We start from the raw sequence: 20229 nt of genomic DNA on the forward strand, positions 1-20229 counted from the left end.
TCGAGGTCGAGGATTCCTCCCGATGCGTGGCCAGCGCGGTTCTGGATAAGCTTAGGCAACCCTTATCTGAGCGAACAGGTTTCTCCATGCCCCTCTCCCGCACCAAGGCGCTCGGCGCCCTCATCGCCGCTGTCGTCTCCGCGGCCGCACTCACGTCCTGCGCCCCCGCCGCAGAGAACACCGACGGCGCTCCCGCGGTCGACTCCGACGCGTTCCCGGTCACGGTCGAGCACGCCTACGGCGACACGACGATCCCCGAGCAGCCGCAGCGCGTCGTGACCGTCGGCGTCACCGAGCAGGACACCCTGTGGGCGCTCGGGGTCAAGCCCGTCGGCGTCACCGAGTGGTACGGCGGCTACGACTTCGCCTCCTGGCCGTGGGCCGACGAGGCCCGTGGCGACTCGGAGCCCGAGGTCCTCACCACCAGCGACGGACTGGACTTCGAGGCGATCGCGCTGCTCGACCCCGACCTGATCATCGGCACCAACGCTGGTCTGACCGAAGAGGACTACGACCGCCTCTCGGACATCGCGCCGACCGTCGCCCACTCGGGCGACTACTCGATGTATTTCGAGCCGTGGGACGTGCAGACGCTCCAGATCGGCGAGGCGGTGGGTCTGAAGGATGAGGCGCAGCAGCTCGTCGACGACATCGACGCACAGTTCGCGGAGGCCGCCGAAGCTCACCCGGAGTTCGCCGGAAAGTCGATCGTCTTCCTGCAGAACGCGATCTACGACGGCGCCGCGATCGCCTACCAGGACGGCCTGAGCACCGACTTCCTCACGGATCTCGGCTTCTCGGTCCCCTCGGAGATAGACGCCTACGCACCCGAGGACAGCTCGGGCGGACAGGCCAACATCCCGGTCGAGAACCTCGACGTGCTGAACGCCGCCGACGTGCTCATCTGGGGCACCGAATCGGATGACGACATCACCGCCCTCGAGGACGAGCCGTTCGTCACCGCGATCAGCGCGATGCAGAACAAGTCGGTGGTCTACACCGACGGCATCACGGCCGGTGCGATCTACTTCACCTCGGCACTGAGTCTTCCCTACGTGCTCGACGCTCTCGTGCCCGCCCTCGCGGACGCCGTGGCTGGCAACGGACCGGCGCGCACCGGCGAGTGACCGCAGCCGCACGCACGAGCCGCGATCCGCACCGGGTCTCCACCGGGCGGATCGCGCTCGTCGTCGTGCTCGCGGGGCTCGCACTGATCGCGACCGCGCTCATCGGCCTGACAGTCGGCACGAAGATGGTCGGACTCGACACGGCCGTCGACGCGATCCTGCGGTTCGACGGCAGCGATCTGCAGCTCGTCGTGCGGGAATCGCGCATCCCGCGCACGGTTCTCGGTCTCGTCGTCGGTCTCGCGTTGGGCGCCGCGGGCGCCGTGATGCAGGGCCTCACCCGCAACGCGCTCGCCGATCCCGGCATCCTGGGTGTGAACGCCGGAGCGTCCGTGGCTGTCGCGATCGCGGTCGCCGCCCTCGGCATCCGCGACTTCCCGCACCTCATGGTGTTCGCACTCGTCGGAGCACTCGTGGCGACCGTGGGAGTGGTGCTGCTCGGAGCCGCGGGCGGGGGCAGCCCCGTGACCCTCGTGCTGGCGGGCGTGGCCCTCGCCGCTGTGCTCGGCGGAATCACGACGGCACTCGTGCTGCTGAACCCGACCGCCTTCCTGCAGATGCGCAGCTGGGAATCGGGTGCCCTCGCGGGCCGAGACCTCTCGATCCTCCTCGTGGCCGGACCCATGATCGCCCTCGGGCTCGTCGTCGCACTGCTCATGACGCGCGGCCTCGACGTGCTCGCCCTCGGCGACGAGACGGCCGCGGCCCTCGGCGTCAAGATCGGCTGGCTCCGCACCGCGGCCGTCGTCGCCGTGACCCTGCTCGCCGGAACGGCGACCGCGATCGCCGGCCCGATCGCCTTCCTCGGTCTCGCGGCTCCCCATATCGCCCGTGGCGTCGTCGGCGCCTCACAGAAGGCCATCGTGCCGCTCGCTGCCGTGATCGGTGCGATCGTCGTCGTGCTCGGCGACGTCATCGGCCGCGTGGTCATAGCGCCGCAGGAGGTGCCGGTCGGCATCGTGATGGCCTTCGTCGCGGCTCCGTTCCTGATCTGGATCGGCCGCCGCAAGAATCCGGTGCAGTTGTGAGCGCCGACACCCGCATGTTCCTGCGGCAGGCACGCCGCACCCTCGACCGCCGGGGACGCATCGCGATGAGCATCCTCGTGGCTGCGCTACTGGTGTCGTTCGTGGCCGGCCTGTCGATCGGCGACACCGTGCTCTCGCCGATCCGGGTCATCCAGGCCTTGTTCGAGACCGACGGCGGCGTGCGCATGGTCGTGGTCGACTGGCGTCTGCCGCGCGCGCTCGCCGCGGTGTTCTTCGGGGCGGCGCTGGCGCTCTCGGGAACCGTCTTCCAGACCATCACCCGCAATCCGCTCGGCAGTCCAGACGTGATCGGACTGACGACCGGTGCCTACACCGGCGCCCTGATCGTGATGACCAGCGGCAGTGGCTCCGGATTCGCGGTCGCGATCGGCGCGATCCTCGGCGGTTTCGCCACCGCCGCGCTCGTGGCGCTGCTCATCGCCGGTCGAGGGGCACTCGGATACCGCATCGTGATCGTCGGAATCGGTGTGAGTGCGGTCCTGGCGGCGGTCAATGCCTGGATGCTGCTGCGCGCCCGACGCGAAGTGGCGATCTCCGCGGCGATCTGGGATGCCGGGACGCTGAACGGCGTCGGATGGAATCAGGCGCTGGTGCCGATCCTCGTGGTCATCGTGCTGATGGTCGTGCTGGTGTGCGTGCGGCGGGGGCTGTGGCTCGTCGAGCTCGGCGACGATACCGGCACGAGTCTCGGCGGGCGCATGGGGGCCACCAAGGCCGGACTCGTCGCGATCGCGGTCGGACTCACCGGTGTGGTCACGGCCGTCATCGGACCCGTCGCATTCATCGCGCTCGCAGCGCCCCACCTCGCCCGGCTCATCGTCAAGAACGGACCGGCCCACCTTGTCGCCACCGCGCTGATGGGAGCGACCCTGCTCTCGCTCGCCGACATCATCGCGCAGAACGCCGTGCCCAAGCACGCGCTCCCGGTCGGCGTGGTCACACTCGTGCTCGGCGGCGCGTACCTGATCTACCTCGTCATGCGCACGGCTCGTCGACCGGTGTGAGCGCGGGGGCGCATCCGCATCCGATCCCAGGTCTCGCGTCTCGCATCCGGATCCCAGGTCCGGCATCGCGCGCTCGGGAGGAGAACTGCGCCAGGGGAGGATGCCCGCGGCTCAACGCTCCTCCCGAGGGCGGGTTCTCCTCCCGAGGCGCCGGCCCGAGTCCCGGCAGGTCGCGCATCCTCCGGAACGCACTGCGGGCCGAGGCGATCGCCCCGGCCCGCAGTGTCTGCTCGTGGATCAGAGCGGTGCGACGATGTCCTGCTCGACGTCCCACTCGGTGATCTCCAGCGAGGTCTCGATGGTCTGGCCGGCGGCCTCGGTGGTGCCGGTCGTGGCGAGCACCACGTAGTCGCTCGTGACCTCGAAGGTCACGTCGACCGCGACACCCTGCGCCTCGGAGGTGCCGGTCAGGAGGTACACGTCCTGGCCCAGGCGCGTGCCGGTGCCGGTGACGGTGAACTCGCCGGTGAGAGCGCCCGCGGCGGTCGCGGGATCGGTGTCGGCGGCGGTCTGCGCACCGCTGCTGAGGGCGGCGATGATCGGGTCGCTCGAGTTGGGGTCGGCGACCTGCCACTCGCTCGTGGCCGTCTTCACCCAGGCGTCGTCACCGATCACGATGAGCGATCCCATCGGCGTGATGGTCTCGACGGCATCCGTTCCCGGGTTGTACCGAGCGGTCGTGTCCATGCCCAGGATGCTGGTCTTGGCGGCGTAGCCGGCGGTGTCGGTCATCGCCTCGGTGATGCAGGCGCCGAGTGCTGCGCCGTCGACGGTCGCGCCGTCGGACAGCTCGGGGCAGTCGGACTCGGGTGCGGTGGTCTCCTCCGCAGCCGCGGTGGGCTTGTCTTCGGCAGGCTCGTCGGAACCTGCGGTACATCCGGTCAGCACTACGGCGGCGGCGAGCATGATGCCGACACCCCACTTGTTCACGCGCATGGCGTTTCCCCCTTCGGTCGTCGTCGTGCCTGTCGGCACGCACGAGTACCAGCATGCCAACTCCGAGGCGATGCGTGTGGAGGCGGCCCGAAGTTTTCTCCGCTAGACTGTCAAGGTTGTCTGTCATCAGGCACCCACTCGGGTGGCTCGGCGGATGACGTGCACACACCCTCCTGCTTCCGGGAAAGTCCCGGAAGCCGTTCTAGTCCGAAGGAGGTGGGTAAGTGACGCACCAGTACGAACTCATGGTCATTCTGACCCCCGAGATCGACGAGCGCCAGGTCGCCCCTACGCTCGACAAGTTCCTGAAGGTCATCACCAACGATGGTGGCTCGATTGACAAGGTCGACATCTGGGGCAAGCGCCGTCTGGCTTACGAGATCCAGAAGAAGAACGAGGGCATCTACGCCGTCGTCAACTTCACCGCCACCAGCGAGGCCACGCAGGAGCTCGACCGTCAGCTGAAGCTGAACGAGCAGATCATGCGGACGAAGGTCCTTCGCTCTGAGGAAGCTCAGGCGATGGTCGCTTCGGAGGCCAAGCGCACTGAAGAGAAGGCTGCCCGCAAGGCCGCCAAGGCTGCGAAGGCCTGAGTCCGATGGCCGGCGAAACAGTCATCACCGTGGTGGGCAACCTCACGGCCGACCCCGAGCTGCGCTACACGCAGAACGGACTGCCGGTGGCGAACTTCACCATCGCTTCGACGCCTCGGAACTTCGACCGCGCCGCCAACGAGTGGAAGGACGGCGAAGCGCTGTTCCTCCGTGCGTCGGTCTGGCGTGAGTTCGCCGAGCACGTGGCGGGTTCGCTGACCAAGGGAATGCGCGTCATGGCGCAGGGCCGTCTGCGTCAGCGCTCCTACCAGGACCGCGAGGGCAACCAGCGCACCGCGATCGAGCTGGAGGTCGACGAGATCGGCCCCTCGCTTCGGTACGCGACTGCTCAGGTCACCCGTGCGGCCTCGACCGGTGGTGGCGGCGGTGGCGGCGGACAGTCGCGCCCCGCTCAGCAGCAGCAGGTGTCGGAGGAGCCGTGGTCCACGCCCGGCTCGTCGACCAGCGCAGATGCCTGGAGCACTCCGGGCAGCTTCGGCGACGACACCCCCTTCTGAAACAGGATCTCCGGATGCTTCGGCATCCGTCTCAAAACTAAGGAAAAACAATGGCTGGAAAGTCGAGCGGCGACCGCCGCAAGCCGCGGAAGGGTGGCAAGCCCACCGCTCCCGCGAAGTCGATCCGGGTCGGAGTCATCGATTACAAGGATGTCTCCACCCTCCGTAAGTTCGTCTCGGAGCGCGGCAAGATCCGTGCCCGTCGTATCACCGGTGTTTCGGTGCAGGAGCAGCGTCTGATCGCCACCGCGATCAAGAACGCACGCGAAATGGCACTCCTGCCCTACGCTGGCGCCGGCCGGTAAGGGGTAACGAGATGGCAAAGCTGATTCTCACGAACGAGGTCGCCGGGCTTGGTAGCGCCGGTGACGTGGTCGAGGTCAAGAACGGGTTCGCCCGTAACTACCTCATCCCCCAGGGCTTCGCTACGGCGTGGACCCGCGGTGGCGAAAAGCAGGTCGCTTCGATCCAGGCTGCTCGTCAGGCGCGTGCGATCCACGACCGCGACGAGGCCGTGGCCCTGAAGAACTCTCTCGAGGCCACCAAGGTGCGCCTGGCCGTCAAGGCCGGCAACGAGGGGCGTCTCTTCGGTTCGGTCAAGACCGATCACATCGCGGATGCTGTCGCAGCCGCGGGTCTCGGCTCGATCGACAAGCGCAAGGTGCACATCCCGTCGGCGATCAAGACGACCGGTGAGCACGAGGCCACGGTCCGTCTGCACGACGACGTGACCGCAGTCATCACGCTGCAGGTCGTCGCCGCCAAGTAAGGCGCGACGCTCTCGAACGCCCCTTGTCCTCCGGGACAGGGGGCGTTCTGCGTGTGCGGGTCAGATGAGATCGAGCTCTGCGGCGCGGTGGGGGTTCGCCGGGGACATCCGGTCGACGTCGACGGCGCGTGACCAGCCTGCGTCGTTCACGGGAATGTGGTGGGAGCCGATCAGGCGCAGCGCCGCGTCCACTGCGTCGACGAAGTCGCCCCCGCCGTGCGAACCGGCCACGAGTGAGACGATCACCCGAGTGGAGTCTGCGCCGTATCCGTCGAGCGAGACGACGATCACTCCGTGCACGGAGAGGGGTCCGATCCGGCTCGTGATCGCCGAGAGGCCGCTGCCCCCGATCAGCACGTCTCCCAGCGCTGATCCCCGTCGGTAGACCCGGTGCGCGCCCGAGTCGGGCGGCAGCGCATCGGAGCGGAAATGCATGGCCCGCACGGCACGGTCGATCTCGGTGAGCGCCGTGCGCGTGGCGGTCGTCGGAACATCGAAGGTCCGGGCACCGTTGACCGCCCACCGCAGACGCTGGGGGCTGCGAGTCATCCGGGGCGCTCCGAGGGCGGACCCGTGTGCGTGCCCAGTCGGCGATGCCCTCGCCCTCCCTGAGGCGCGAGCGCCAGCCGTCGGTGATCGATCTGCATGGTCACCTCCCGGAGCGAGTCTAAGCAGCCGAGCCCGAGCCGCTGGTCCGACTCGCATGTGAGGGCACGACGGATGCCCCGCGTTGGGGACGCGGGGCATCCGTGAACTGTGCGGCATCGCAGACCGCGGGCGGGGCTGGGGACCCTTGCTCACCGCGTCACGGGATCCGCACACCGACGGTGCCGCATCTCCTCCCCCGAGGATGACGACACCGCCGGGGTCTGGGCTATGCCATCGCGTGGCGACGGCGCAGCATCCCGGCTCCGAGGAGGAGCAGGAGTGCGGCCACCGCGGCGTATCCGAGCGAGGACGAGCCGCCGGTGGCGGCGAGTCCCTGCGCGGATCCGGCCGCGGTCACCGAACCGCCGCTGGTGAGAGCCGCAGTGAACGTCGCACCGGAATCGGTGCTCTGATCGGTTCCCGGGTCGGTACCGGGGTCTGTTCCGGGGTCCGTACCCGGATCCGTTCCGGGGTCTGTTCCCGGGTCCGTTCCCGGGTCCGTTCCCGGAGTGGTCCCCGGGGTCGTCACCGTGCTCTCACCGACCACGGCGATGGCGTTGCCGCCGATCGTGATCGGAAGCGCGATCGGTGCGGTGACCTGGGTGCCGCCGAGGATGCCGTCGTCTCCGGTGGTGGTGCCGCCGGTCGGGCCGCCTGCAGCGGGTGCTGCGGATCCGGTTCCGCCGGTGACGGCGCTGTCTCCGAGGACGGAGATGGCGTTGCCGGTGGCGGTCACGGGTGCGGTGACGGGTGCGGTGACCTGGGTGCCGCCGAGGATGCCGTCGTCTCCGGTGGTGGTGCCGCCGGTCGGGCCGCCTGCAGCGGGTGCTGCAGATCCGGTTCCGCCGGTGACGGCGCTGTCTCCGAGGACGGAGATGGCGTTGCCTGTGGCGGTCACGGGTGCGGTGACGGGTGCGGTGACCTGGGTGCCGTTGCCGACCCCGTCATCGCCCGACGTCGCAGCTCCCGTCGCGGGGGCCGTCGCAGCGGCGGGCGAGGCCGGAGCCGTTCCGCCGTTCGCCCAGCTCTCGCCGAGGATCGCGATCCCGTTGCCCGAGACCGTCACGGGTGCGGTGACGGGTGCGGTGACCTGGCTGCCGCCCAGGACTCCATCGTCGCCCGTGGTGGTGCCGCCGGTCGAGCCGCCCGCGGCGGTTCCTGCCGGAGCCGTTCCACCGGTGACTCCGCTCTCTCCGAGGAGCGAGATGGCGTTGCCCGAGACGTTCACGGGTGCGGTGACGGGTGCGGTGACCTGGCTGCCGCCCAGGATGCTGTCGTCGCCGGAAGTCCCGGTCATCGTGGTGGGTGCTGCAGCGGGGGAGGCCGGAGCCGTTCCGCCTGTCGCCGAGCTCTCTCCGAGGAGTGAGATGGCGTTGCCCGAGACGTTCACGGGTGCGGTGACCGGCGCAGTGACCTGCGTTCCGCTGCCGACGCCGTCATCGCCCGATGTGGACGGGGTGACGGAACCGCTCGTCGGGGCGCCCGAGGAGGTCGGTGCTGCGGCATCCTCTCCGAGAGTCTCGCTCTCGCCGAGCAGTGCGACGGAGTTTCCCGACACGGTGACGGGGACGTCGACGTGCAGCAGGGCCTGGGTGCCCGACAGCAGTCCGTCGATTCCGTTCGTCGTGATCGACGGGGCCGGAGCGGTGGGAGCCGGGGCCTGGGGAGCCTCGGCCGGCGCTTCCGGAGCCGCGCTGCTCGACGAGTTGCCGAGCACCGTGATCGCGTTGCCTGTCACCGTGACGGGCAGTGTGACGTCCACGACGGCCTGGGTGCCGGACGCGGTGCCGGAATCGCCGCTCGTGGTGGGAGCCGGAGCCGGAGCCGGAGCCGGTGCTGGGGCCGGGGCCGGGGCCGGGGCTGGGGCCGGCTGCGCGGACGAGTTCCCGAGGATCGAGATCGCATTGTCCACGATCGTGACGGGCACCGAGATCGGGGCATCCGCCTGAGTCCCCGAGAGGAGACCGTCTTCTCCCGAGGTGTCTGCCGCATTGGCGGCAGTCGCGCCGAGCAGGGTGATCCCGCCGGCGAGAAGCGTGCCCCACAGGGCCCGCTTGATGAAAGTACGCATGATGACCTTCTCCTGACTGAAATGGGTGTGTCTGGATGGGTGCACGCGAAAGAGAGTGTGCGCGCGCAGCACGGCATCTGTCGTTCACGAGGAACGACCGGACAACCCGTCAGTCAGGAGAGACGTCGGTGTCGGCGACCAGAGACGTCGGCAGGACGTCGTCGGGTGCACCGGGAGTGCGTTCCACAGTACGGAACGCAGGAACGCCCACGTCGCTGAGACGCGCGTGGGAGAAAGCGGATGCTCCGCCGGAACCGGCAGACGAGGAGGGCGCCACCGGTGCGCCGACGGGCGGCGTGAAGGGGGCGGTGTCGCCGGATTCGGGCGCACTCGTGGCCGGGGCAGCGGGGTGGGCCACCGGCTGAAGAGCGGATGCTGCGGAGTCCCCGGCCGGCTGTGCGCGAGAGGACGCAGGTGTAGCCGGAGGTGTCGAGGCCGAGGGGCCGTCGACAACGAAGCCCAGCGAGTCCAGACCGGGAATCGACGGCCCGCTCTCCGAGTGGTTCGGGTCGAGGGCGGTGAGCACGGGAGGAACGGTGGTCTCCACCACTCCGCCGACCACGTCGGTCGTCGCGTCGACGACACCGATGACGTCATCGAGCAGTGTGTCGACGCCGAGTTCTTCGATCAGACGGCCGACGCCGGGGAGGGCTGCGAGAGCCTCCTGCACCGGGGTGACGATCTGAGAGGCCGGGGCGTCGGTGAGCAGATCAGTGACCGGAGCGACCACGGCCTGCGCGGTATCGGTGACCGCCTCGACGACGGGAGCTGCGGCGGGCCCCACGACGGGGACCTGCGTGATCGTCTCGGAGACGTGCTCGACGACCGGGGGAGCCGCCTGCTGCACCGGTGCGACCACCTGGGTCACGACGGGTGCGACCACTTCGGTGACGACGGGCTTCACGACCTGTGTGACGATCGGCGAGGTCACCGCGGTGACGGTGTCGCCGACCGAGGAGACCGTCTGGCTCACGAGCGACGTGACTCCGTCGAACAGGGGAGCGTCCGAACTCTCGTCGGCATGCGCGGAGGACCCTCCGGTGAGGACGGTGATCGCCGCCCACGCGAGCGCACCCACGCCACCCCAGAGGGCGATGGCCGGAAGGCCGCGCCGGGTTGCCTGAGCGTTCACGTCGACTTCCCTCCCCCGAGAGACGATCGTTCGTTCGACGCACGTCGCGCCGATTGGAGGTGACGATACTCCCGGTATTCCGGCATGTCTAGAGTGATCTGCTCGAGAACGATGACATCACGCGCACATTTCCGGGGGCCTCGGAGTGTGACGCGCCCGGTGAAATCTCGGCTTGACTTTCCCCAGGTTCTACACATCCCGTACCGGATTCGATAAACCTTCAATGCGCAGTTGAACCACTTTCTCATCCACAGGGTGGGGAAACTGAAAAGCCCAGTTCAGAGGGATAAAGAAAAGTCGTTCACGAGGTAGTCCACCGACTTATCCACACCCGTTCTGCACAGACTCTCCGGACTTGTTCGCACGCTTTCCACAGAGTTATCCACAGGGTGTGTTGCGACCGAAAACCCCCGCTCGTAGCGTGGTGCAGCGACCCGATGTCGGAAGCACCTGGTTTGCTGCGCAGAAGGCTTCGAAACGGCCGCGACAGCGCAGTACGAGACCCGGGAAGCATCTCCGCTCCACCATGCTCGTCGCATCGAAGGGAACACTGTGTCGATCGCTGACATCTCCGAGGATCGCCTCGGCGGCAAGCGCCCGCCCGAGCGGACCCCTCCGCACGACCTCCTCGCGGAGCAGAGCGCGCTCGGCGGAATGCTGCTGTCGAAGGATGCCGTCGCCGACGTGATCGAGACGCTCAGGGGCGCCGACTTCTACATTCCCAAGCACGAGCTGATCTTCGAGGCGATCCTCTCGCTCTATTCGCACGGCGAGCCGACCGACGTCGTCGCCGTCACCGACGAGCTCATCAAGACGGGCGAGCTCAGCCGCGCCGGCGGTGCCGACTATCTGCACACGCTCACCTCGATCGTCCCCACCGCGGCCAACGCCGGCTACTACGCGGGTATCGTCTCGGAGCGTGCGATCCTGCGCCGCCTGGTCGACGCCGGCACCCGCATCGTGCAGCTCGGCTACGACGGGCAGGGCGACGCGACCGACCTCGTCAACAACGCTCAGGCCGAGATCTACTCGATCACCGGCTCGGAGACCACCGAGGACTACGTCCCGCTGCAGATCGCGGTCGACGCCGCGCTCGAAGAGATCGAGGCCGCCAGCGGTCGCGACGGCTCGATGACAGGCGTCCCGACGGGCTTCAAAGAGCTCGACGAGCTCACGAATGGCCTGCACGGCGGCCAGATGATCGTCGTAGCCGCTCGACCCGCCATGGGTAAGTCGACGCTCGCGCTCGACTTCGCGCGCGCGGCCTCCATCGGTCACAACCTCCCCTCGGTCTTCTTCTCACTCGAGATGGGCAAGAGCGAGATCGCTATGCGTCTGCTCAGCGCTGAAGGCCAGATCCCCCTGCAGAACATGCGAAAGGGAAACCTCGACCCTCGTGACTGGACCACAGTCGCGGCGACCCGAGGGCGCATCAACGACGCCCCCCTCTACATCGATGACAGCCCGAACATGACCCTGGTCGAGATCCGTGCGAAATGCCGCCGGCTCAAGCAGCGCGAGGGGCTGCGCATGGTCATCATCGACTACCTGCAGCTGATGACCTCGGGCAAGCGCGTCGAGTCGCGTCAGCAGGAGGTCTCGGAGTTCTCCCGCAGCCTCAAGCTCATCGCGAAGGAGTTGCAGGTGCCGGTCATCGCACTGTCGCAACTGAACCGTGGTCCCGAGCAGCGCCAGGACAAGAAGCCTGCGATCAGCGACCTGCGTGAGTCCGGCTCGATCGAGCAGGACGCCGACATGGTCATCCTGCTGCACCGCGACTCGGTCTACGACAAAGACGTGCGACCCGGCGAGGCCGACCTGATCGTCGCCAAGCACCGTAACGGTCCGACCGCGACGATCACCGTGGCCTTCCAGGGTCACTACTCGCGCTTCCACGACATGGCGCCCGGCGGCGACTTCAACTGATCTAGGTTTCCGGCCAATCCTGGGCGACCGGCGAGGAGCCGGGTGGGGTGGTCCGCGTCACAGCGGCGATTGACGCGGTCTCTACGTCTCGATGGGGTAACGACTGGGGGCTTTCGCGTGTGACGGAACACGGATCGGCTATCGAAGCGAGTCGAAATCGGGGCTTGCCACAATTAATATCACCTTCCCTGACGGCGGGAAGTTCAAGATCCATATCGTCGAGTAAGGAGAGAAGATGAACGATACCCACCCCAAAATCTCTGTTCGAGACGCGATACTTCTTGAAGGTGCCATCGACTACATCTCCGCCAGCTGGGTATATGGGGTGGCGAAGGATGCGGGAATGGCTTCGAGCGAAGATACGCGGGATCTCGCAATTGGCGTGATCGCAGAATTGATATCGACCGGGCTGATGCTCCCTGGAGGCTTCCAGGGCCCCGGATTCGTGCCTTGGAATTGTTCTGCGGGCGAGGCGATACATCGGGTAGCGTCCCGATGGGTGGTGGAAGGAAACCCGAACCCTCTGGCGGACGAGATCACGTGGCTGTCGAGCACTCCGCTCGGTGACGCCGCAGCAGAGGATATCCGAGCTATCGGGAGCACGCACCGCTAGTTGAGATGCAGCAGGCCGCGAACGGAGTGAATATCCATCACGTGAGGAACGCGAAGACTGGCGCCGTCGACAATTTCAAGTTTGTGAGCGATGAGGGCGTGCCGGTCATCTTCGCGGGCACCACGAGGTGGATGTGCGACAAGGTCGGGCGCCTGCTCGAGCAGACCGACACGAACGACCAGACCCTCACCTCCTCGTACACGCCGGCGGTTCTTCGTGATTCGCTCTTCTCGGGACGCAGGCGGATGGCCGGTCCACGTCGTACGGGTATGACGGGCTCGACCGGCGCACCACGGTTACCGACCAGACCCCGCATGGCACGAACACGACCGCGACCGCGTGGGACGGGTTCGACCCTGCCACGACAGCCAGCGACCTGCACGGGGCGACGACCCTGATCCGTGACCCGCTCGGTGCTGATGACCTTTCGCGCGACCGCCTTGCCGCCTCCCTCCAGGTTCATGGCTTTGATGACGTAGCCGAGGTGGTCCGAGTACGACACCACACGCCGGCGGGTCTTCGCGACTCGCTCACCTATCCCGATGGCACTACGACGGCCTACACGTTCGATGAGGCAGGCAACCCGGTCACGCAGTCGGGATCATCGAGACTGACGTCGACCGAGCGACGGCCGCGAAGGCGGATCCTCTCCGATCTCACGAGTCAGGGGATGGACGGGACGCCCCCACCACGGGGGAGGCGGCAGAAAGGGCGCCCCATCCGATGCCGCCATATGGGCGGCACCCCAGCTGTCGCGTTACAGCGCGACAGAGCTGTGACGTAAGCGTGACACCGGTGAACCCTTCGCGCAAGCCCTATTGTCAACCGGTATTTCGGAACCCGGGAAGATGGGAGGGGCCGCCGCTGCGCTGTCGTGGCCGCCGCTACTTGCGCGGCGGGTTCAGTGGCAGCCATTCCTCGAGCGTCGTCTCGAAGATGTGAGCACCATCGACGGGGATGAGAGTGCGCTCCTCGATCTGCGCCCCGTAATACGGAGCGCTGTCGTCGCGGACGACCGTCCGGGAGTCGCCGCGGAATGCCAGGGCCCGACGTGCGAACTCGTCCATGCCGAAGGCCTCGGGCCCCGCGATCTCGATGTCGCCTGTCGGCTCTCCGGCGGCGGCGCGCGCGACGGCGGTGGCGACGTCTTCCGCGGCGATGGGCTGGATGAGCGCGCCCGGCAGCGTCACCGTGTCGCCTTCGGTCGAGATGTCGGCGATGCTGCCGACGAACTCGAAGAACTGCGTGGCATGCACGAGCGAATAGGCGATGCCCGAGTCGCGGATGAGCTTCTCCTGCGCGACCTTCGCCGCGAAGTACGCGATGTTCTGAGGACGGTTCGTTCCGACGATCGTGAGCGCGACATGATGTTTCACGCCGGCGGCGGCCTCAGCGGCGAGCAGATTGCGTGTCGACGTCGTGAAGAACTCGAGCACGTCGTCCGCAGCGAACGACGGCGAGTTGGAGACATCGACGACGACGTCCGCGCCGACCAGCACCTCCGCCAGTCCTTCACCGGTCAGGGAGTTGACGCCCGTGTTCGGCGACGCGGCGACGGCCTCGTGGCCGTGCGCGGTCAGCTTCGCGACGACCTTCGAGCCGATGAGGCCGGTGCCTCCGATGACGACGATCTTTGCCATGTCCAAGCCTTTCGTAGAGGTGACGCCGGGATGGCGTCTGTCAGGTATGACCGCGCAGCGGCCGGGGATGTGACGCGGTGGCGGCTCAGACGACGACAGGCGTCTGCACGCGCCAGTCGTGGTACCTCGTCGGCGCGATCGTCGCCGTGGCCTCCGGGAGCAGGTCGCGCGCGGTGAGATGCGCACCGAAGTAGGTGCCCAGAGCATCCGCCACCACCTCGCGTTCGTCCTGACGCGCCCGCAGGTCGAGGGCGGCGAGCTCCGCGAGGCTGAACACCTCGGGTCCGCCGAACTCGATCACCCCGAAGCGGGGCTCGGCGAGTGCCGACTGCGCCACGGCGGTCGCGACGTCGTCGGCAGCCATGGGCTGCACCAGCACATCGGCGACGTGCGCGGCACCTTCCCGCAGGGCGTGGTCGGTGATGTTGCGGATGAATTCGAAGAACTGCGTCGCGTGCACGAGGGAGTACGGACGACCGGATGCCGCGATCAGTCGCTCCTGCTGCTCCTTGGCGATGAAATAACCGCCCTGCGCCCGAGCGAGGCGAGCGGTGCCGACCACCGAGAGTGCCACGTGGTGGACGACGCCCGCCGCTTCGCCGTAGCTGAGCAGGTTCATGGTCGAGGTGTAGAAGAACTCCTGGGCCGCAGCCTCGTCGGTGTACGACGAGTTCGACACGTCGACGACGACCTCCGCGCCCGAGAGGGCGGCATCCAGTCCTTCTCCGGTGAAGGAGTTCACTCCTGTGGCGCGCGATGCGATGACGATGTCGTGCCCTGAATCGCGCAGGCTGCGCACGACCCTGGTGCCGATCAGGCCGGTTCCGCCGATGACCGTGATTCTCATGTCGCTCCTGTGATCGATGGGATGACGCGGGGTCCGCGCCTACCTGTTCTGACCGGTGAGGTGCGCCGGATGTGACGGGATGTGCCTCGTTCGTCACAGATGCGTCGTCCCGCCGGTCATCACTGAGGACGGGCGCCGACGGCGCGTCGTCGTGCTCGGAGGGATGCGGAGATGCGTCAGGCAGTGGAGAGTGAACACGTGACAGGAATGACGGAGGACGGCGCGCCCGGCGGCGACCTCGACACCGCGGTGCAGATCTTCGCCGCGCAGCGACGGCGGCTGTTCGGCATCGCGTACCGGATGCTCGGCACGGTGGCTGACGCGGAGGACATCGTGCAGGACACGTGGATCCGCTGGCAGAACACCGACCGGACGCAGGTGAGAGAACCGGGAGCCTTCCTGACGACCGTCACAACCCGACTCTCGATCAACGTGCTGCAATCGGCGCGCGCGAAGCGGGAGACCTATATCGGCCCGTGGCTGCCCGAGCCGGTGAACACCGACGATGACCCCGCCCTCGGCGCCGAGCGTGCAGAGGCGCTGCAGTTCGCCATCCTCCTGACCCTCGAGAAGCTCACACCCACCGAACGTGCCGCGTACATCCTGCGGGAGGCCTTCGACTATCCGTATCCGCGCATCGCCGAGGTGATCTCCTCGAGCGTGGTCAGTGCTCGGCAGCTCGTGAGCCGAGCCCGAGCGCATCTGACGTCGTCCACACAGACCGAGGTCGAGCCCTCGCGCCAGCGGCGTCTGCTCGAGGCATTTCTCACCGCGGCCCAAAAGGGGGATGCGCAGGAGCTCGAGAAGCTGTTCGCCGACGACGTGGTCAGCTACACCGATGGCAACGGGGTGAAGCTCGCCGCGAGGATCCCGGTGATCGGACGGGGGAGGGTGGCGAAGTTCGTCGCTGCGTTCGCGCACCACTTCTGGACGGGCAAGACCATCGACTGGGTCGAGGTCAACGGTCAGCCGGCGGCGACGCTCACCGAGAACGGGGAGGTCACGACGATGGTGACCGTCACGACGTCCGGCGACGGCATCGAACAGCTGCTCTGGGTCATGAGCCCGCAGAAGCTCGGACACGTCACCCCGGTCGGCGCATGACCCGCAGGCAGTACCCGGCGTGGCTGCGCCGGAGACGCCGTGCAGCCGCAGGCGGGACGGTCATGGAAGACCTGGCGATCGCGCTCACGACGGGTGACCGGACACGCATCCGATCGCTGCTGCGGCTCGACGTGGTGCTGGTCATCGACAGCGGCGGTCTGGTGCCGGAGTCATCGACCCCTCTCGCGGGGCATGGTGCGGCATCCGCAGGCCTGCTGGCTCTGATGACGGGTGACACCTCGGTGACCGTCGCGTCGATCAACAGCGTTCAGGGCATCGTGCTCCGGCGAGACGGCGCGGTCATTGCGGCGATCACGGCGGAGCCTCGCCCGAGGCTGCTGTCGACGGTGTGGGTCGTGTGCAATCCCGAGAAGCTGAGGCACTGGAATCGGGCGGTCGACGGTTAGAGCGTGATGTCGGCCGACGTCGTCAGCGAGATCCACTCGGTCGGTCGGGCGCTGCGTCGACGCAGTACGTCGGCGTCGGACAGCACTCCGAGATCGACACCCGTGATCTGCGCGATCTCGGCGACCGGCACCTGGAACGTGCGGAAGGCGCCGAGCGGAGGCGCAGCGAGAAGGCCGTCGGAGGTCTCGACGAGCTCGCTCTGGTCGAGGACGAAACCGGCGGATGCCAGGCCATCGGGCCCCCGCCACGCGGCCACCTTCCAGAACCGGAGGGGGATGCGGATGCCCCGGTAGGGCGGATCCTCGGCGCCGAGAACAGGGGCCGTGAAGACCGAGAGCTTCTGATCGGTCGTCTCGGCATACTCGAGCACGTGGTCTTCCAGGCCCAGCCAGAGCTCCTTCGACTGGTTGAATCCGGCTGCCTGCGGAGCCGCATTCGGGTAGAAGAACGTGGCCTCGGTGGCCGCGCGAGCGTCGTCGGCATCGCCCCACCCGGGATCGCGCCGACGCACGAGGTGTCCCCGGTCGAGGTCGTTGCGCGAGTACACCTCGGCGCCGGTCTGCAGGTCGGCGGCGACTCGGGGATCGAGACGCCACTCACCGGTGCGGGGCTGCTCGCGCAGCAGCGCACCGTCGATGTTCACACCTGTCACGACTGCCAGCCGGCGGTCGGTGTCGAGCAGCACCGTGAAGCGCGGGTAGGTCAGTGCGGTCGTCTCCCGTGCCGGCCGAGGCAGAGGCAGCCGTGTCGAAAGGAAGTCGAGGTCGTATCCGTCTGACATACCGCCATATTGCCCTGTGGCGCCGACATCGACGAATGGCGCCGACATCGACGAATGGCGCCGACATCGACGAGGGGCGCCGACATCGACGAGGGACGCTGCGCAGGAACGCCCCCTCCCGATCGTCTCGGGAAGGGGCGTTCGCACTCAGCGGGTCACGGCGTCGGCATCCCGCCGTTGACGTTGAGCGTCTCGCCGGCGACGTAGCTCGACTCCGCAGAGGCGAGGAAGACGTAGGCGGGGGCGAGCTCGGCCGGCTGACCCATGCGGCCGAGCGGGGTGTTCTCGCCGAACTCAGGCAGCTTCTCCTGCGGCTGTCCGTCGCTGGGCTGCAGCGGCGTCCAGATCGGACCCGGAGCCACGGCGTTCACGCGGATGCCCTTCGGCGCGAGCTGCTGCGCGAGGCCCTTCGTGAACGCGTTGATGGTCGCCTTGGTCGAGGCGTAGTCGACGAGGATGTCCGAAGGCGAGTACGCCTGGATCGACGTGGTGTTGATGATCGCGGAGCCCGCCGGAAGGTGCGGGAGCGCCGCCTTCGTGAGCCAGAACATCGCGTACACGTTGGTCTTGAAGGTGTCGTCGAACTGCTCGTCGGTGATGTCGGTCAGCGACTCCTGGTACACCTGCTTGCCGCCGTTGTTGACCAGGATGTCGAGGCCGCCCAGTGCGCCGACCGCCTCGGCGACCAGCGTGCGGCAGTATTCGGCATCCCGCAGGTCGCCCGGGATCTGGGCGACGTTCGCGCCGGCGTCGCGCAGGATGCCGGCGATGCGCGCTGCATCCTCTTCCTCCTCCGGAAGGTACGAGAGAGCCACATCGGCACCCTCGCGCGCGAACGCGATCGCGGTGGCAGCTCCGATGCCGGAGTCGCCGCCCGTGATGAGCGCCTTGCGGCCGGTCAGGCGGCCGGTGCCGCGGTAAGTGTCCTCGCCGAGATCGGCCTTCGGCGCGAGATCCGCGTCGAGCCCCGGCTCGGGCATGTGCTGCTTCTCGGGCTCGATGTCGGAGTAGAGCTCGGCGGGGTTGACGAAGGTGTACTGGTCACGAGACATGGGATTCCTCTCGGTCGCGGGGTGGGGGTATGGCTCCAGCGTGCGCCGACGTCGCGATCTCGGCCAGCGCCTTGCGCGTCGCGGCACTGGTCGCTAGGGGACCGGTCGGGAAGGCTCCCTGCGGCTCGGGAGGAGAACACCTCCTCGGGAGGAGCGATTTCGCAGATCTCTCCTCCCGAGGGACAGGTCTCCTCCCGAAGGCAGTCCAGAGCAGCAGCACAGGGAAGGGGTCGACCCGCTAGAGCGCCGGGGGTAGCCTCGCCGCATGGGCCGACTCATCTACTCCATGATCACGTCGCTCGACGGCTACGTCAGCGGGCCGGACGGCGGGTTCGACTGGGCGCTCAACGAGGAGCTGCACGACTTCATCAACAGGCAGTTCGCCGACGTCGGCACCTATCTCTACGGGCGGAGCATGTACGAGACGATGGTCTATTGGGAGACCGCGCATCTCGAACCCGATCAGCCGCAGGTGGCGATCGACTACGCGCGCGTGTGGCAGGCGGCAGACAAGGTGGTGTTCTCGACGACCCTCACCGAGGTCTCGAGCGAGCGCACGCGTCTCGAGCGGTCCTTCGATCCCGAGGCGGTCGAACGCTGGAAGGCCGAGTCCGACAGCGACCTGACGGTCGACGGTCCGACGCTCGCGGGGGCGGCGATCCGCGCCGGACTGGTCGACGAGTTCGGCCTGTTCATCGGTCCGGGGATCGTCGGTGGCGGCAAACCGTTCTTCCCCGACGGCGTGCACGTCGACCTCGAACTGCTCGAGGATCGCCGGTTCGGCAGGGGCGTGATGTTCCTCCGCTATCAGACCGCGCGTCCGTAGAGAACGCGCGCGGTCAGGGGCGCACGCGAACCGTGCGGCCCTCGAAGGTGACGAGGTCGCCGTCATGCAGCTGGCGCCCGCGACGGCGATCGACCTCGTCGTTCACCCTCACGAATCCGTCGATCACGACCTCCTTGGCGTTGCCGCCGGAGTCGAGGAGTCCCGAGAACTTCAGGAACTGGCCGAGGCGGATCATCTCTCCGCCGATGGAGACGTCGTCGATCGGACCGGAATTCGTCATGACTGAATGCTAACCGCCGCGGACGCGTCGAGCCGCCGACCCCGAAGGGTCGACGGCTCGAAGAACGACGCGGACGCTCAGTCGTCGATGTCGGTGCCGACGACGGCGTAGTCCGCACTGAAGTCGATGTCGATCGAGCGGTTGTCGCTCGTGAGCACCGAGGCGTCGTAGGGGCTCACGTTGTCGTTGTCGGCGTCGAGGTCGGTGATCATCCCGTCGGCCTCGGCCAGCGCGGCGTCGACCAGAGCGCGGATGGCCGCCTCGTCGAGCGTGTGGGTCGGGGCGGAGTCGTCGTCCTGCTCGGTCGAGATGACGGTGGCAGCGAGGTCGACGCCCACACGCACCTCGGTCTCGCTGCCGTTCGCGGCGGTCAGCTGCACCTCCCACGTGCCGTCGCGCTTCGCGTCGATCGACGTGACATCGCCCTCGGCTGCTCCGCGTGCGGCATCCGCGATCGCGACGAGATCGTCGGCCGAATCGGTGCCGATCCCGGTGACGGGGCCTCCGCCCTGCGGTGCGCCCTGCTCGTCGTCGCGGTCGCCGTCACGGTCGTCGCCGGGCTGGCCTCCGCGATCGTCCGCGTCGCCGCGCGGGCCGTCGGAGATCGACGGACGGTCGTCGTCGCCGAACTCGTCGCCGACAGCTGCGCCGAGGGCCACGCCGCCTCCCACGAGGACGACGGCGGCGGCGATCCCGCCGCCGATCAGGAGCGCACGCTTGCGTCCGGGCTTGGCGGGAGCCGCGGCTGCCGGGGCTGCCGGAGCGGATGCCGGAGCGGCCGTCGAGTCAGCGGCGAGCGGTGCGACGGGGACGGTCTCGGCGTCGTGGGCGGGAGTCGCCTGGGGGGCAGGCGGTGCGGGAGGCGCCGGCGGGGTCGGGGTCGGGTTCGACGGGAGGTTCTCGGGCGTCTGGTCGGGGGTCGGGTTCTTGTCGTTCATGTCTCG

Annotated in this window: 22 protein-coding genes; 12 read left to right on the forward strand and 10 right to left on the reverse strand. The window is 68.0% G+C overall.

Translation table 11 applies throughout. The annotated features are described in order from the left end of the window. The first annotated feature begins 86 nt into the window (after positions 1 to 86). Genes ACQ4LY_RS05480 through ACQ4LY_RS05490 form a run of 3 tightly spaced genes read left to right on the forward strand, consistent with a single transcriptional unit; the run spans position 87 to position 3180 of the window. Complete coding sequence (locus ACQ4LY_RS05480) at positions 87 to 1127, forward strand: iron-siderophore ABC transporter substrate-binding protein (protein WP_431075014.1); 1041 nt, start codon at positions 87 to 89, stop codon at positions 1125 to 1127. Next, positions 1124 to 2155, forward strand: a complete 1032-nt coding sequence (locus tag ACQ4LY_RS05485; protein ID WP_431075015.1) for a FecCD family ABC transporter permease — start codon at positions 1124 to 1126, stop codon at positions 2153 to 2155. The genes ACQ4LY_RS05480 and ACQ4LY_RS05485 overlap by 4 nt, the downstream gene beginning before the upstream one ends. Next, positions 2152 to 3180, forward strand: coding sequence for a FecCD family ABC transporter permease (locus tag ACQ4LY_RS05490; RefSeq protein WP_431075016.1), 1029 nt, complete (start codon positions 2152 to 2154; stop codon positions 3178 to 3180). The genes ACQ4LY_RS05485 and ACQ4LY_RS05490 overlap by 4 nt, the downstream gene beginning before the upstream one ends. 237 nt (positions 3181 to 3417) lie before the next feature. On the opposite strand, the gene ACQ4LY_RS05495 is transcribed toward ACQ4LY_RS05490, so the two are convergent. Next, entirely contained in the window at positions 3418 to 4116 is a 699-nt protein-coding gene (locus tag ACQ4LY_RS05495) for a hypothetical protein (protein ID WP_431075017.1), read from the reverse strand. 224 nt (positions 4117 to 4340) lie between these two features. Between ACQ4LY_RS05495 and rpsF the strand changes: the two genes are divergently transcribed. From rpsF to rplI, 4 genes are read left to right on the forward strand one after another with little or no spacing between them, the layout of a single operon-like run. Next, positions 4341 to 4709, forward strand: coding sequence for a 30S ribosomal protein S6 (gene rpsF / locus ACQ4LY_RS05500; RefSeq protein ID WP_341955863.1), 369 nt, complete (start codon positions 4341 to 4343; stop codon positions 4707 to 4709). A 5-nt stretch (positions 4710 to 4714) separates the two neighbouring features. Continuing rightward, complete coding sequence (locus tag ACQ4LY_RS05505; RefSeq protein ID WP_056311050.1) at positions 4715 to 5227, forward strand: single-stranded DNA-binding protein; 513 nt, start codon at positions 4715 to 4717, stop codon at positions 5225 to 5227. A 50-nt stretch (positions 5228 to 5277) separates the two neighbouring features. Continuing rightward, complete coding sequence (gene rpsR / locus ACQ4LY_RS05510) at positions 5278 to 5532, forward strand: 30S ribosomal protein S18 (protein WP_042541518.1); 255 nt, start codon at positions 5278 to 5280, stop codon at positions 5530 to 5532. Between the two features lie 11 nt (positions 5533 to 5543). Next, positions 5544 to 5996 carry a 50S ribosomal protein L9 gene (gene rplI / locus ACQ4LY_RS05515; protein WP_431075018.1) on the forward strand — a complete coding sequence of 151 codons (453 nt, stop codon included), beginning with the start codon at positions 5544 to 5546 and terminating at the stop codon, positions 5994 to 5996. A 60-nt stretch (positions 5997 to 6056) separates the two neighbouring features. On the opposite strand, the gene ACQ4LY_RS05520 is transcribed toward rplI, so the two are convergent. From ACQ4LY_RS05520 to ACQ4LY_RS05530, 3 genes are all read right to left on the reverse strand, one after another. After that, on the reverse strand, positions 6057 to 6545 hold the full coding sequence (locus tag ACQ4LY_RS05520; RefSeq protein ID WP_431075019.1) for a hypothetical protein: 489 nt from the start codon (positions 6543 to 6545) through the stop codon (positions 6057 to 6059). A gap of 325 nt (positions 6546 to 6870) precedes the next feature. Continuing rightward, positions 6871 to 8715: a beta strand repeat-containing protein gene (locus tag ACQ4LY_RS05525; RefSeq protein WP_431075020.1), complete on the reverse strand. Its 1845-nt coding sequence runs from the start codon at positions 8713 to 8715 to the stop codon at positions 6871 to 6873. A 109-nt stretch (positions 8716 to 8824) separates the two neighbouring features. Next, positions 8825 to 9847 (reverse strand): hypothetical protein, encoded by a 1023-nt coding sequence (locus tag ACQ4LY_RS05530; protein ID WP_431075021.1) that lies wholly within the window; start codon positions 9845 to 9847, stop codon positions 8825 to 8827. A 552-nt stretch (positions 9848 to 10399) separates the two neighbouring features. On the opposite strand from ACQ4LY_RS05530, the gene dnaB reads away from it, so the two are divergent. Next, positions 10400 to 11773: a replicative DNA helicase gene (gene dnaB / locus ACQ4LY_RS05535; RefSeq protein ID WP_056311057.1), complete on the forward strand. Its 1374-nt coding sequence runs from the start codon at positions 10400 to 10402 to the stop codon at positions 11771 to 11773. Between the two features lie 235 nt (positions 11774 to 12008). Continuing rightward, a complete protein-coding gene (locus ACQ4LY_RS05540) occupies positions 12009 to 12386 on the forward strand; it encodes a hypothetical protein (RefSeq protein ID WP_431075022.1) in 378 nt (125 codons plus the stop codon). Between the two features lie 884 nt (positions 12387 to 13270). Here ACQ4LY_RS05540 and ACQ4LY_RS05545 read toward each other — a convergent pair. Further along, the gene (locus ACQ4LY_RS05545; protein ID WP_431075024.1) at positions 13271 to 14026 is read right to left on the reverse strand and encodes an SDR family oxidoreductase; all 756 of its coding nucleotides are present in this window, start codon (positions 14024 to 14026) and stop codon (positions 13271 to 13273) included. 85 nt (positions 14027 to 14111) lie between these two features. Then, a complete protein-coding gene (locus ACQ4LY_RS05550) occupies positions 14112 to 14873 on the reverse strand; it encodes an SDR family oxidoreductase (RefSeq protein WP_431075026.1) in 762 nt (253 codons plus the stop codon). Positions 14874 to 15080: 207 nt separating this feature from the next. On the opposite strand from ACQ4LY_RS05550, the gene ACQ4LY_RS05555 reads away from it, so the two are divergent. Both ACQ4LY_RS05555 and ACQ4LY_RS05560 read left to right on the forward strand, forming a co-directional pair. After that, positions 15081 to 15977 (forward strand): RNA polymerase sigma-70 factor, encoded by an 897-nt coding sequence (locus ACQ4LY_RS05555; RefSeq protein WP_431075753.1) that lies wholly within the window; start codon positions 15081 to 15083, stop codon positions 15975 to 15977. Then, positions 15974 to 16384, forward strand: a complete 411-nt coding sequence (locus ACQ4LY_RS05560; RefSeq protein ID WP_431075027.1) for a hypothetical protein — start codon at positions 15974 to 15976, stop codon at positions 16382 to 16384. The genes ACQ4LY_RS05555 and ACQ4LY_RS05560 overlap by 4 nt, the downstream gene beginning before the upstream one ends. On the opposite strand, the gene ACQ4LY_RS05565 is transcribed toward ACQ4LY_RS05560, so the two are convergent. After that, complete coding sequence (locus ACQ4LY_RS05565; RefSeq protein ID WP_431075028.1) at positions 16381 to 17166, reverse strand: DNA/RNA non-specific endonuclease; 786 nt, start codon at positions 17164 to 17166, stop codon at positions 16381 to 16383. The two genes, ACQ4LY_RS05560 and ACQ4LY_RS05565, sit on opposite strands and share 4 nt — an antisense overlap. A gap of 155 nt (positions 17167 to 17321) precedes the next feature. After that, positions 17322 to 18218 carry an SDR family oxidoreductase gene (locus ACQ4LY_RS05570; protein WP_431075029.1) on the reverse strand — a complete coding sequence of 299 codons (897 nt, stop codon included), beginning with the start codon at positions 18216 to 18218 and terminating at the stop codon, positions 17322 to 17324. 265 nt (positions 18219 to 18483) lie between these two features. Here ACQ4LY_RS05570 and ACQ4LY_RS05575 point away from each other — a divergent pair, with 265 nt between their 5' ends. Beyond that, on the forward strand, positions 18484 to 19044 hold the full coding sequence (locus ACQ4LY_RS05575; protein ID WP_431075030.1) for a dihydrofolate reductase family protein: 561 nt from the start codon (positions 18484 to 18486) through the stop codon (positions 19042 to 19044). Between the two features lie 13 nt (positions 19045 to 19057). On the opposite strand, the gene ACQ4LY_RS05580 is transcribed toward ACQ4LY_RS05575, so the two are convergent. Both ACQ4LY_RS05580 and ACQ4LY_RS05585 read right to left on the reverse strand, forming a co-directional pair. Further along, entirely contained in the window at positions 19058 to 19285 is a 228-nt protein-coding gene (locus tag ACQ4LY_RS05580) for an RNA-binding S4 domain-containing protein (RefSeq protein ID WP_431075031.1), read from the reverse strand. Positions 19286 to 19362: 77 nt separating this feature from the next. Further along, entirely contained in the window at positions 19363 to 20223 is an 861-nt protein-coding gene (locus ACQ4LY_RS05585; RefSeq protein ID WP_431075032.1) for a hypothetical protein, read from the reverse strand. Between the last annotated feature and the right edge of the window lie 6 nt (positions 20224 to 20229).

The organism is Microbacterium phyllosphaerae, assembly GCF_050628115.1.
In the GTDB taxonomy this organism is placed as follows: domain Bacteria; phylum Actinomycetota; class Actinomycetes; order Actinomycetales; family Microbacteriaceae; genus Microbacterium; species Microbacterium phyllosphaerae_A.

Bases quoted from the DNA above. Each gene is read 5' to 3' on its own strand.
- ACQ4LY_RS05480 (WP_431075014.1), top strand. From the start codon at position 87: ATGCCCCTCTCCCGCACCAAGGCGCTCGGCGCCCTCATCGCCGCTGTC.
- ACQ4LY_RS05495 (WP_431075017.1), bottom strand. From the start codon at position 4,116: ATGCGCGTGAACAAGTGGGGTGTCGGCATCATGCTCGCCGCCGCCGTA.
- ACQ4LY_RS05505 (WP_056311050.1), top strand. From the start codon at position 4,715: ATGGCCGGCGAAACAGTCATCACCGTGGTGGGCAACCTCACGGCCGAC.
- rpsR (WP_042541518.1), top strand. From the start codon at position 5,278: ATGGCTGGAAAGTCGAGCGGCGACCGCCGCAAGCCGCGGAAGGGTGGC.
- rplI (WP_431075018.1), top strand. From the start codon at position 5,544: ATGGCAAAGCTGATTCTCACGAACGAGGTCGCCGGGCTTGGTAGCGCC.
- ACQ4LY_RS05520 (WP_431075019.1), bottom strand. From the start codon at position 6,545: ATGACTCGCAGCCCCCAGCGTCTGCGGTGGGCGGTCAACGGTGCCCGG.
- ACQ4LY_RS05525 (WP_431075020.1), bottom strand. From the start codon at position 8,715: ATGCGTACTTTCATCAAGCGGGCCCTGTGGGGCACGCTTCTCGCCGGC.
- ACQ4LY_RS05540 (WP_431075022.1), top strand. From the start codon at position 12,009: ATGAACGATACCCACCCCAAAATCTCTGTTCGAGACGCGATACTTCTT.
- ACQ4LY_RS05545 (WP_431075024.1), bottom strand. From the start codon at position 14,026: ATGGCAAAGATCGTCGTCATCGGAGGCACCGGCCTCATCGGCTCGAAG.
- ACQ4LY_RS05550 (WP_431075026.1), bottom strand. From the start codon at position 14,873: ATGAGAATCACGGTCATCGGCGGAACCGGCCTGATCGGCACCAGGGTC.
- ACQ4LY_RS05555 (WP_431075753.1), top strand. From the start codon at position 15,081: ATGACGGAGGACGGCGCGCCCGGCGGCGACCTCGACACCGCGGTGCAG.
- ACQ4LY_RS05560 (WP_431075027.1), top strand. From the start codon at position 15,974: ATGACCCGCAGGCAGTACCCGGCGTGGCTGCGCCGGAGACGCCGTGCA.
- ACQ4LY_RS05565 (WP_431075028.1), bottom strand. From the start codon at position 17,166: ATGTCAGACGGATACGACCTCGACTTCCTTTCGACACGGCTGCCTCTG.
- ACQ4LY_RS05570 (WP_431075029.1), bottom strand. From the start codon at position 18,218: ATGTCTCGTGACCAGTACACCTTCGTCAACCCCGCCGAGCTCTACTCC.
- ACQ4LY_RS05575 (WP_431075030.1), top strand. From the start codon at position 18,484: ATGGGCCGACTCATCTACTCCATGATCACGTCGCTCGACGGCTACGTC.
- ACQ4LY_RS05580 (WP_431075031.1), bottom strand. From the start codon at position 19,285: ATGACGAATTCCGGTCCGATCGACGACGTCTCCATCGGCGGAGAGATG.
- ACQ4LY_RS05585 (WP_431075032.1), bottom strand. From the start codon at position 20,223: ATGAACGACAAGAACCCGACCCCCGACCAGACGCCCGAGAACCTCCCG.